This is a genomic window from Kerstersia sp. (assembly GCF_052103615.1).
Classification (GTDB): domain Bacteria; phylum Pseudomonadota; class Gammaproteobacteria; order Burkholderiales; family Burkholderiaceae_B; genus Kerstersia.
This window is the reverse complement of record NZ_JBQEKA010000044.1, coordinates 1-10,547: the sequence shown is the minus strand read 5'-3', so window position 1 is coordinate 10,547 and position 10,547 is coordinate 1. Positions and strand designations below refer to the sequence as shown.

Annotated in this window: 9 protein-coding genes and 1 pseudogene; 4 read left to right on the top strand and 6 right to left on the bottom strand. The window is 58.6% G+C overall.

Annotated elements, in window-relative coordinates; genetic code table 11:
* Positions 1-185 precede the first annotated feature (185 nt).
* Positions 186-902 carry a pirin family protein gene (locus tag ACTJGZ_RS10460; RefSeq protein WP_441662864.1) on the bottom strand — a complete coding sequence of 239 codons (717 nt, stop codon included), beginning with the start codon at positions 900-902 and terminating at the stop codon, positions 186-188.
* Between the two features lie 207 nt (positions 903-1,109).
* On the opposite strand from ACTJGZ_RS10460, the gene ACTJGZ_RS10455 reads away from it, so the two are divergent.
* Together ACTJGZ_RS10455 and ACTJGZ_RS10450 are read left to right on the top strand one after the other, a co-directional pair.
* Complete coding sequence (locus ACTJGZ_RS10455; protein ID WP_441662863.1) at positions 1,110-2,075, top strand: LysR substrate-binding domain-containing protein; 966 nt, start codon at positions 1,110-1,112, stop codon at positions 2,073-2,075.
* Between the two features lie 27 nt (positions 2,076-2,102).
* On the top strand, positions 2,103-2,462 hold the full coding sequence (locus tag ACTJGZ_RS10450; RefSeq protein ID WP_441662862.1) for a helix-turn-helix domain-containing protein: 360 nt from the start codon (positions 2,103-2,105) through the stop codon (positions 2,460-2,462).
* An 80-nt stretch (positions 2,463-2,542) separates the two neighbouring features.
* Here ACTJGZ_RS10450 and ACTJGZ_RS10445 read toward each other — a convergent pair whose 3' ends face one another.
* The 4 genes from ACTJGZ_RS10445 to ACTJGZ_RS10430 all read right to left on the bottom strand — a co-directional run bounded on the left by ACTJGZ_RS10445 (position 2,543) and on the right by ACTJGZ_RS10430 (position 5,964).
* Entirely contained in the window at positions 2,543-2,902 is a 360-nt protein-coding gene (locus ACTJGZ_RS10445; protein ID WP_441662861.1) for a DUF1641 domain-containing protein, read from the bottom strand.
* 123 nt (positions 2,903-3,025) lie between these two features.
* The gene (locus ACTJGZ_RS10440; protein WP_441662860.1) at positions 3,026-4,216 is read right to left on the bottom strand and encodes an NAD(P)/FAD-dependent oxidoreductase; all 1,191 of its coding nucleotides are present in this window, start codon (positions 4,214-4,216) and stop codon (positions 3,026-3,028) included.
* Between the two features lie 63 nt (positions 4,217-4,279).
* Complete coding sequence (locus ACTJGZ_RS10435) at positions 4,280-4,891, bottom strand: TetR/AcrR family transcriptional regulator (protein ID WP_441662859.1); 612 nt, start codon at positions 4,889-4,891, stop codon at positions 4,280-4,282.
* 92 nt (positions 4,892-4,983) lie between these two features.
* On the bottom strand, positions 4,984-5,964 hold the full coding sequence (locus ACTJGZ_RS10430) for a LysR family transcriptional regulator (protein WP_441662858.1): 981 nt from the start codon (positions 5,962-5,964) through the stop codon (positions 4,984-4,986).
* Between the two features lie 628 nt (positions 5,965-6,592).
* Between ACTJGZ_RS10430 and ACTJGZ_RS10425 the strand changes: the two genes are divergently transcribed.
* Together ACTJGZ_RS10425 and ACTJGZ_RS10420 are read left to right on the top strand one after the other, a co-directional pair.
* Complete coding sequence (locus ACTJGZ_RS10425) at positions 6,593-8,008, top strand: NAD(P)/FAD-dependent oxidoreductase (RefSeq protein ID WP_441662857.1); 1,416 nt, start codon at positions 6,593-6,595, stop codon at positions 8,006-8,008.
* A 34-nt stretch (positions 8,009-8,042) separates the two neighbouring features.
* Positions 8,043-8,549: a RidA family protein gene (locus ACTJGZ_RS10420; RefSeq protein ID WP_441662856.1), complete on the top strand. Its 507-nt coding sequence runs from the start codon at positions 8,043-8,045 to the stop codon at positions 8,547-8,549.
* A gap of 370 nt (positions 8,550-8,919) precedes the next feature.
* Here ACTJGZ_RS10420 and ACTJGZ_RS10415 read toward each other — a convergent pair.
* Positions 8,920-10,547 (bottom strand): annotated as a pseudogene (locus ACTJGZ_RS10415) (hypothetical protein); the annotation flags it as partial.

Genomic DNA, 10,547 nt, shown 5'->3' with positions numbered 1-10,547 from the left:
AATTTATGCGCGGATATACCGCGTGTTTGGGCCTGTTTAGTTTGCAAAAAAACGGCCTGCTTGCGCTGCGGCAGAGTGCGCAGCACAAGCAGGCCGCCAGCGGCGCGGCAAAGCCGCCCTGAACCTGCCCCAGGGACAGGCTTGGCGCAGGGCGTCAGCCCAAGGCCGGAGCGGGCGTCATAGGCTCAAGCGCGTTGCAGGCCCGGCGCATCGACCAGGACAAGCTCGGCATCTTCGAGCGCATGCACGCGCAGACGGGGTTCGTCAAAAGCCGCAGCGCCATCACGCGCTTCCAGCACAATGCCATTGACCTCCACCTTGCCTGCCGCAGGAACCAGATACCCGTAACGCTTGGCTTCATCGAAGGTATATTCGATGGTTTCCCCCGCTTTCATGCTCGCGCCCAGTACCCGGGCACGGGCGCGGATGGGCAGGGCATCGGTATCTTCCGGCATGCCGCTGGCCAGCGCGACAAACCGGCCGGAACGGTCATCGCGGGGGAAGGGCCGCGTGCCCCAGGACGGTTCACCGCCACGGCTTTCCGGGAAAATCCAGATTTGAAAAATCTGCGTGGCGTCTGCTTCCTGGTTGTACTCGCTATGCCGGATGCCATGCCCCGCGCTCATGACCTGAACATCACCCGCTACGGTGCGGCCCTTGTTGCCCAGGCTATCCTGGTGCGTAATCGCGCCTTGGCGTACATAGGTGATGATTTCCATATCGGCATGGGGATGCGGCGGGAAACCCGTGCCAGCCTGGATGGTGTCATCATTCCAGACACGCAAGGCGCCCCAGTGGACGCGGTCAGCATCATGGTATTCGGCGAAGGAAAAATGGTGTTTGGCGTTCAGCCAGCCGTGGTCTGCGCCACCCAGGCTGGCAAAGGGACGATGTTCGATCATGGTGTCCTCCTACGGCTGATTCGTGATTGATGGTGCCAGTCTAAGACGCCAGCGCGTTTGCCGGAATCCCGAAAATGGAAAGTCATGCTTTCCATTTTTTGGGGCTGATGGCCGGGCGGCCTGGAAAAGACCGCCACGCCTGGGGTAAACCGCGCCACAATGCGCAAGCAATGACATGGCAACAGGGGTTGCGGGGGAACTGTCGGCATGAAGAAAAAACTACCGGATCTGGAGGCCTGGGCCATTTTTGCCACGGTGGCGCAGACGGGTTCATTTGCCAGGACGGCGGCCGAATTGGCCTTATCGCAGGCAACCGTGTCCAAGGCGGTGACACGCCTGGAAACCCGCATGAAGACGAGTTTGTTTCATCGCACCTCGCGCAGCCTGTCCCTGACGGAAAGCGGGCATGCGGCGCTGGAACGCGCCGAGCGCATTCTGGCGGAAGGGGTGGCGGTGGAGGCTGAAATGGCGGAACAATCCGCCGCGCTGAGGGGCGTGATCCGCTTGTCTGCCCCCATGTCTTTTGGCATTGAACGCCTGAGCCCCTTGCTGCCCGAGTTCATGCAGCAGCATCCTGATGTTGCGCTGGATATCCAGTTTGATGACCGCCGCGTGGATCTGGTGGCGGACGGCTTTGATCTGGCCTTGCGCATTGCCAATCTGGCAGATTCCAGCCTGCTGGCGCGCCAGCTGTGCCGTGTGCGGATATTGCTGGTTGGCACCCCCGCCTATTTTCAGCGCGCCGGCAGGCCACAGCATCCGCGTGACCTGGCGGCGCACCGTGCCTTGCAATACAGCTATTCCGCCGGCGGGGAAAGCTGGCGTTTCCGGCATGCGGCGCAGGGCGACTTCACGCAGGCATTGCCGGTGGCTTTGCGCGCCAATAATGCAGAAGCCTTGACCCCGGCATTATTGGCGGGCCTGGGCTTGGCATTGCAGCCTGAGTTCCTGATCTGGGAGCAGTTACAGGCCGGGCACCTGGAAACCGCCATGGATGGCTGGGCGGTCGAGCCCTTGGCCTTGTCCCTCGTGACGCCGCCTGGGCGCCGCCGGCCGGCAAGAGTGCAGGCACTGATGGATTATCTGGCTCAGCGTTTTATGCAGGAGCCCTGGGCCCACGCAGCAGAACCTGCTGCCTTGCCATCAGCGCGTGCTGGCGCGCCAGAGGGCTAAGCAGCGGCGCAGGCGCCTGTGCAGCCCATGCTGCTGCCTATGCCTGCGGACCGGCGCTTGGCAGGCTTATTGAAGGAGCAGGACAAACTGCCGTCAGCCTTGCACCTGCTGGAGCGGCAGGTGGGGGCCAGCGGCAAAACCATCGGCCGCATTTTCCGCAAGGAAACCGGAATGGGCTATCAGCAGTGGCGTCAGCAATGGCGTTTGATGCGAGCCATGGAATGGCTGGCGACAGGTAAAAGCATTGCGGCCACAGCCGCGGAGCTGGAGTTTTCCAGCGACAGCGTATTTATTTCCTTTTTCCGCAGCATGATGGGGCAAACACCGGGAGAATATTTCCGCGCTTTGCCGCCGCCGCAGCGCCCGGCACGCCAGCGGCGTGTCTGAGCAGACAGCCGCCAGCGCGCCGGGCGCGCGGTTCTGGTCTTAATTTGGTCTCAGTCGGCTATCCGGCCGTTCTCACTCACTCAGTCGGCCGTGCCGTCCAGCGGCGGCTGCGCCATCTGCTTGCCCAGCACGCCAGCCACGGACAGCATGAAGGTCAGCCCGCGGCGGACATCTTCATCACGCGCCATGCGCACCAGGCCGAACAGCGAGGGCGTTTCCTGCATTTGCGAGACCTGGGCGTTGGCCATGCGCACGGCATTGCCTGCTGTCCAGAGGGCGCCCGTGGTTTCTTCATACGCCTTGGCAAGCTTTTCGATCATATAGGCATCGCTCATATCCACCAGGTCGGCGGTGACGGACAGCAAGTCCACGATGCGGTTTAGCCGGCGGCCGGCAAGCAAGGGTTCAAGCTTGCCAACCAGTTCGGCCAGGCCCTGCATGGCCGCTTCGTCTGTGAGCAGGCTTCAAGGTTCGGCCTGGGGGGCGGAAGGGGTTTGGTCGGGAGAGGTCATGATTCAGCTCCAATACGGGAATAGGGGAAGAAAAACAGGATCTCTGGCCGTCTATACCAGGCCGCGCGCGACAGACCAATACAGGCCGCGATTGAAGCCCTTGCGCATCAGGCCGCCCAGCTTGTTCGGGGGTGTCGGTTTGACATCCACATGGTAGTCATACCAAAGCGGCATGCCGTCTTCCAGGCCCATCTGGGCAATGGCGACCACGCGTCCGTCGTAGGCATCGCAAGGGTGGCCGAAGCGGATTTCAGAGGCAACGTTGTTGACAACTACCGGTGATTGGCTATGGCAGGACCCGCCCGCCTTGCTGACGGGCAAATCGACGGTATCGCCCAGCACATAGACATTTTCCAGGCCATATACCTGCAAGGTCTCGTGGTTGGTGGGCAGCCAGCCTTCGCCGTCCAGCGCTTCGGAAATGCCGGTGTTTTGCACTGCATCGACAGCGCGTATCGGCGGCGTCGCCATCAGGATATCGAAGTTTTCTTCCTTGCCTTCCGCCGAATAGGCAATTTTCCGGTCGGGATCCACATGGTCCAGCGTAAAGCCGCGCTGATGCTTGATGCCGCGTTGCTCGAAAATCGTCGGCAGCACTTCGCAAGTATCTTTCTGCAGGAACAGGCAATTGCGCAGCAGTTGCGAAACCGTCGGGTAGGTATAAACAATTTCTATCTTGTCGCGCACCCCGCGTTTGCGCAGCAGGTCATCGAGCATCAGGGTGGTTTCGATCGGCGCGATACCGCACTGGTGCGGCACATTCGGCGTCTTGGGGAAAGTCACGGTAATAAAGATCCGGCCTTGTTCGATGGTGCGCAGTTTTTCGGCAAGCTGGCGGGCCGGGGCATGCTGATAAAAATGATCGCCCGCTTCTTTGAGGCCTTCTATGCGTTCCGGTGAGGGCAGGCAGCCCGTCGAGATGATCAGATGGTCATAGCCTACAAGCCGTCCGCTTTTGCAGCGGACCCGGTTGGCCTTGAATTCGAAGGTCTCGACTTCTTCGACATGGAAATCGACTTCAGGCCGCAGCAGGCTGCGCTGGGGCCGGCGCAATTCATCGCGGAAAAAGCTGTTGAACGCCACATACATGAAGGCGGGTTTGTAATAGTGCCAAGGGGAGTTCGACAGCATCGTGACTTGCACTTTGCCCGAACGGATTTCAGGGTACAGCTTGGTCACCAGATGGTTGGCGGTCATGGTGCCGCCTATCCCACCGCCGATGATAAGAATGCGATGTGCCATGGAACCCTCCTCAGGGTGGTTAAAGGTCAGAACGAATGTTCGTTCTGATTTATTAAAAAAAAATTAAGTTTTCAAGGATTGCCAGGTATTGGCCCAAAGTTCTTCGACATAACAGGCCAGCGGTTCGGTAATGACACCGTCGAGCCGCAGACAGACCATGCGGATTGCGGCGCCATACATCATGGCGGCGGCGACTATCGGCTCGATGGCGCGGATTTCACCGGCATCTATGCCCTCAAAGACAAATTTGCGCATACGGACAAACGGGGTGGATGAGCAGATGGAGGGTTCGCCTGGCAGGAATTCCTGATGCCGGGCGTGCACGATGAAGTCCATGACATCCGGTTCCGCTTCGGTCAGTTCGAACAACATCTGCATGACTGCCTGGCAGCGGCTGCTGGCCGAGGCATGGCTGGCTTCAATGTCGTCGAGCAGCGTATTCATGCGGGTCAGCAAATGCTGATAGAGCGCGCCCGCCAGCCCTTGCTTGTCGGAAAAATGGTGGTACATGAAACCGACAGAGACGCCCGCGGCGCTGCCGATATCGTGAATGGAGGTGCTGAAATAGCCTTTCTCGGTGAATAGGCGCAGGGCTGCGCGCAGGGTTGCGACATGGCGCGAGCCCAGTTCGGGAAAAAGAGTCAGGGAAGAGGCGGGGGTAGCAAACGTAGTCATAGGGCTCAAGATCAGAACGAATGTTCGTTCTATTTTTCAGACAATGTAGCAATGGGCGCGGCGGGCGCAAATTGGGGTTTTCTCGCGGCGGGTTATAGCGCTGCGGCAAGGCTGTCCTGTGCGCTTTCCGGCGGGGAAAAATAGGCGGCATCCGCTTGCAGGCGGGGGGAAATGTGCTGATCGACCCATTCCAGCCAGACGCGGGTTTTGGCATCCACAAACGAGCGCGACGGCAGCAGGGCAAATACGCCGATATCCGGCGAGCGCCATTGCGGCAGCACGCGTTGCAAGCGGCCCACCTGGATGGCATCAATCACTGAAAATAGCGGAAGCAGGGTCACGCCAGCGCTGCGTGTGGCCATTTCCAGCAGCAATTCCGGCGTATCAGCCACCATGGGGCCTTGGGGCGCGAACACATGACTCGCGCCTGCCGCGTGGTCTTCCAGGTGCCACTCGGTGGAAATTGACGGGTTCACGACACGCAGGCAATCGTGCTGGTCCAGATCGTCGGGCGCCGTTGGCAAGCCGCGTTGCCGGATGTAGTCAGGCGAGGCGCACAGGATGGCAAATGTCGTGCCCAGCCGCTTGGCCGTCAGGCCGGAGTCGGTTAGCGACTCTGCCAGATACAGGCTGACATCCACCCCATCGGCCAGCAGGTCGGGGAAGTACTGGGAACTGCTGTAGTTGACCGTCAAATCGGGGTAGTGGGCGCAGAAGTCGGCCAGGATAGGAGCAACATAATGCTGGCCGAAGCTGGCCATGCATTGCAGGCGCAGGCGCCCCTGGGGTTTGGCCGTCGCGCCGGCGGCGCTGGCCTCGGCTTCTTCCACCAGGGCGATGATTTCGCGGCAACGCGCAGCGTAATCGCGGCCAATATCGGTCAGCACGCGGCTGCGAGTCGTGCGTTGCAGCAGTTTGGCGCCCAGGCGCCGCTCCAGATCAGCGACCAGGCGGGAGACCTGCGCCGTCGTCAATTCCATCTGTTCACCGGCTGCGGTGAAACTGCCGCTATCCACAACGCGTAAGAATGCTCTCATGGCATGGATCACGCCAGACTCCAGCGTTCTGCTCATTATTTCTCTCGTCAAGGCCGGAAGGCGGTTGGTTTATTAATTACTTACGGGTTTTTTGATTAGGAAAACCCATGCAATTCAAAGGGCTCGCTGTCATTGATCGCGTGTATCCGGCAGCCCATTTTTGCGGTGATCGCGCTTTATTTTTACATATTATGCAAATATGTTTTTTATGCGGTACGGTTGTGGGGCATTTCAGAATGCCCCACAATGCGCGCCATCAGTATGATTTTGGAACTTCCGCATGAGTACTCGCGCCGGCTGGGCGCAGTTTCATTTTGATGCCCTTGATTGCATGGCATCGCTTGCGTATGGCGCACAATGGCTGAAATGCCTATTCTCCGGCGGCTTTTTCGCCTGCTTGCGGGATGCCCCGATAGGGGCTGCACGATGGCATTTCGTCTCTTAGTCCTGTGTCCGTCATCCACGTTGCTCATGGGAGTTGTCATGAATGCCTTGAAAACCTTTGGCTGCTTCGTTGCTTGTCCCTGTAGGGGCAGTGTTGCCAATGGCGTTGCCGGGCCTGCGCGCCGGTAATCGCTGCATTCGCTAACGTAAAGATCGCACGCGTACCGAGCGCCCAGGGTTCGGTGCATTCGCATACTTAAAGAGAATAGAAGTAACTATTATGAAGATTACGCGACGGAAACTTCTTATTGGGGCTGGTGCCGGTGTCGTGGTTGCCGGCGGTGCAGCGGTCACCCCCATGCTGCTGCGTGACAGTGTTCTGGCGCCTGCCACTTCGCGTGCCTTGCCGGTCGCGGGCGACGACACGCTGCCGGCCAGCGCGGATGTGGTCATTGTCGGCGCGGGCATGATTGGTGTGGCGACGGCGCTGTACCTGGCCGAGCGCGGCCTGTCCGTCGTGATCTGCGAAAAGGGCGTGATTGCCGGTGAGCAGTCCAGCCGTGCCTATGGCCAGGTAACAAGCTATGGCCTGGATGGCATTACGGAACTGATTCAGCACAGCAAGTACCTCTGGCGCGGCATGAATGAAAAAATCGGCGCCGACACCAGCTACCGTTCGTATGGCCGCGTGCAGGCGTGCGCCAATGATGAGGATGTGGCCAAGGTTGAAGCCTGGCTGGCCGAAGCGCGCCACCAGGCGCCAGAGCATGCGCCGATCCGTGCCCGCTTTATCGAAGGCGCAGAGCTGGAAGAGCGCCTGCCCGGCGCGAAAACACCATGGAAAACGGCTTTCCTGCAGGAAGACGATGGCAGTATCGAGCCTGCCATCGGCGCTTCCATGCTGGCACGCTATGTCCAGACCCAAGGGGTGAAGATCATCACCAATTGCGCCGTGCGCGGCTTTGAAACCGAAGGCGGCGCTATCTCTGGCGTCATCACGGAAAAAGGCCCGATCCGCGCCAAGACGGTGGTGGTGGCTGGCGGCTACTGGTCGCGCCTGTTCTGCGGCAATGCTGGTATCAATCTGCCGCTGCTGCCGGTGTATCTGTCGCAACAGCGCATCAGCGATGTGGCTGGCGCGCCGCCCGCTTGCGGCCATGCCGGCATCGTGGTGTGGCGCAAGGAAGTCGATGGCAGCTATTCGAACGGCCCGCGTTATCTGACTGCCCCCATCATCCGCGACAGCTTCGCGCTGGCGGCGGACTTCCTGCCGCACTTGCCCAAGCACCTGGGCGGCCTGCATATGGACCTGGCCCTTAACCGTGACCTGGTGCGTTCCTTCCAGACCCCGCGCTCCTGGAAAATGGATGAAGTCAGTCCGTTTGAGCTGGCACGCGTGACGGCGCCTACGCCCAATAACGAATTGCTGGATACCTCTTTGTCGTGGCTGCGCGGCGAATTCCCGGTCTTTGAAAATGCCAAGGTCATCGAACGCTGGGGCGGGGTGGTGAACGTTGCGAATGACCTGGTGCCGGTGATCTCCGATGTGGCCAGTGTGCCTGGCCTGTTTGTGTCCTCTGGCTTTGACTTCGGCCTGACCCAAGGCCCGGCGGCTGGCCAGTTGATGGCTGACATGATTACCGGCGAAAAACCGAAGATCGACCCCAAACCCTTCCATCTCAGCCGTTTGCTGTAAAGCGGCGCAACCTTTACAGGAAAAGGACAGTTTCATGAAAGGAATGCTGAAAAAGACGCTGGCCGGCGTCTGGCTGGCCGGGCTGGCGGTGTCGGGTGCGGCCGTTGCTGCCGGGGATGTCGTGCGCCATGGCGCAGGCAGTTTCCCGGTCTCGTCCGCAGTGGAGGTGCCAGCGGGCAAAACGGTGGTGTACCTGAGCGGCAAAGTGCCGGAAGTCAGCCACCCGGACCAGCCCAAGGATTCCCTGGCGGCTTACGGGAACACCAAGGAGCAAACCATCAGTGTGCTGAATCAAACGAAGCAGCACCTGGAAAGCCTGGGCCTGGGCCTGGAAGATGTCGTGAAAATGCAGGTATTCCTGGTGGGCGGCCCGGAAACGGATGGCAAGATGGATTTTGCCGGTTTCATGGAAGGCTATACGCAGTTCTATGGCGATGCGGCTAAACAGCCGGTATTGCCGGCGCGCTCGGCCTTCCAGGTCGCAGCCTTGGCCCATCCGGCATGGCGGGTTGAAATCGAAGTGACTGCCGTGCGGCCGTAAGGGCCAGGCGTTTCCCGCGAAGTCCGCGGGGGAGGCCGTGTCTTGCCCGGGATAGCCAGAGCAAGACACGGCTCAGTATGAAAAATGGCCGGCGTCAAGTTTTTTGCGGAAGGAGGAGGCGCTGAGAAAGGTACTTATGGATCAAAAGATTAGGCTGAGTTCTAGTTGTTTTCAGGCTCAATACCTTATGTCTCAAAGGGCATATAAGCGCTACGTGATAGAAAGCTTTGAAATAGCATAGCGGTAGCCAGCTCAAATCACAGGTACATTGCCATCAAGACTGGCTGGAGCACGCCCGCCGCGAACGGATAGCGCCCCTGCGTGTCGTCTCCACTGAACAGATTTGAGAGAAATCCCATTGCTTGCTTCTTCAGCCTTTAATGAACATGAACAAGATTAAGCCAATCGAAATTGCGATATGCCAATAGTCGAACGGTCTGAGAACACCTTTTCCCAAGAACCTGTAGCCACTACCCGTAGGTATGACTCGGTAGCGTGAGATCGGGAATATTGGGATGAAGAGGAACACGAAATAATAGGTCGCCATGTGTGACCCATCGGGTTTTGGGGCGGTATTCCCATAAAGAGTGGTACCGATTCCGTTAAGAGAATACAGCGGCGGAGCTTTTTTGATCGGCTCAAGGTCTCCGAGACTGTCGTAATTTCTATCAACGATGGTCAGGTTATCGTTCAGTTTCTTCCGAAGCTCTGTGTCTGATGCTAATTCCAACGCCTTTTTCAATAGAGACCTGCAAGGGCCCCATTGGTAAGTCTGATTCCCAAAGACAATGGCACATTGCATGATGCCGATTGCAAGAATGTTCTGCGCTTCACGGTAAGTGGTGGAATTGGCCTTGACCGATGCTGCTTTCAAGAGGGACAGGCCTTCACTGAGCAACCACTCTCCAGCATTGTTTGCCGTACTCGGGCTGCGTTCGATATTCTTCAAAACGCCTTCAACAAGGCGCCTGATCGGATCAATTGCAGATGCGTCATTTCTATGTTGTTGAATATTGGAAAGTGCCTCTGCATCTTCTCCAACCGTCTCGACAACGTCCGGCACTCCGGAAAAAATCTCCTGAATTAAACTGGTGAGCCTCTTTGACTGCGTCAGCATGTCGTAATCATTGAATAAATCAATCGCCAGACTACGAATTGCCCATGCCAGATTTAGGCTCTGGTCGTGGTCAATGCCGCGTGCTTTTGAACTCAACTGGATGGGCTTCGCGATCTTGTTCCAATTGCGCGCAACGATATCGAGCTTGTCCACGTAAGGCTTGACGGCAGACTCACCAGAGCCTGCATGATCTTTGGCGGCGTTGATGAGCTTGTGGACGTTTTCGGCCTCCTTTTGCAGGATACCTTGGGTTTCCACCTCGTAGCTGTCCACGAGGTCATCGATTAGTCCCGGTGCATGATTCTCGCCGCCGAAGGTCACACCACCCACGGTTTCGGTCATTACTTGAATGAGCGTCATCGGCGGTAGCCGGTCGAGCGCGTCCTTGATGGCAGTTCGGTAGTACCGCTTGCGCTCCGTCAGTTCGGCCTCGATTTGGTCGAGCGCACGCACTTTCGGAAAGCCCGACACGGTACGATCCTCATTGATGTCGCGCAGAACATCTTCCGGAGTCAGATTTTCGGCACGATAGGCAGTCTCCATGATGAACCTGACCAAGTCGTCTGCGTCGTGCTTGCTATTTACAGTTTCGAACGCAGCGGCCAGCAAATTCAGATGGGCGAGCGTCGGGAGGCTCAATTCCTCTCGGATCGCCATCGGGTCGCTGAGCAGGCTCTCGACCAGTTGAGTCGCCTTGCGTGGTGAGACGCCGGGAAACCACGCAATCTCCGCACACAGGCGTGTACGCAGGTTCGTCAGGTCGGAGCGCGCCTTCTGGCAAACATCATGATCGAGTTCCAGAGACTTTTCTTCCGCCAGTTCGACGATGCGTTTGCGGTTGTCGCGGATTGTCGCGCCCAAGACCGAAAATGCCGATTGTT

Coding starts and splice junctions, on each gene's coding strand:
- ACTJGZ_RS10455 (WP_441662863.1), top strand. CDS start 1,110: ATGAAGAAAAAACTACCGGATCTGGAGGCCTGGGCCATTTTTGCCACG.
- ACTJGZ_RS10450 (WP_441662862.1), top strand. CDS start 2,103: ATGCTGCTGCCTATGCCTGCGGACCGGCGCTTGGCAGGCTTATTGAAG.
- ACTJGZ_RS10460 (WP_441662864.1), bottom strand. CDS start 902: ATGATCGAACATCGTCCCTTTGCCAGCCTGGGTGGCGCAGACCACGGC.
- ACTJGZ_RS10440 (WP_441662860.1), bottom strand. CDS start 4,216: ATGGCACATCGCATTCTTATCATCGGCGGTGGGATAGGCGGCACCATG.
- ACTJGZ_RS10445 (WP_441662861.1), bottom strand. CDS start 2,902: ATGCAGGGCCTGGCCGAACTGGTTGGCAAGCTTGAACCCTTGCTTGCC.
- ACTJGZ_RS10430 (WP_441662858.1), bottom strand. CDS start 5,964: ATGAGCAGAACGCTGGAGTCTGGCGTGATCCATGCCATGAGAGCATTC.
- ACTJGZ_RS10435 (WP_441662859.1), bottom strand. CDS start 4,891: ATGACTACGTTTGCTACCCCCGCCTCTTCCCTGACTCTTTTTCCCGAA.
- ACTJGZ_RS10425 (WP_441662857.1), top strand. CDS start 6,593: ATGAAGATTACGCGACGGAAACTTCTTATTGGGGCTGGTGCCGGTGTC.
- ACTJGZ_RS10420 (WP_441662856.1), top strand. CDS start 8,043: ATGAAAGGAATGCTGAAAAAGACGCTGGCCGGCGTCTGGCTGGCCGGG.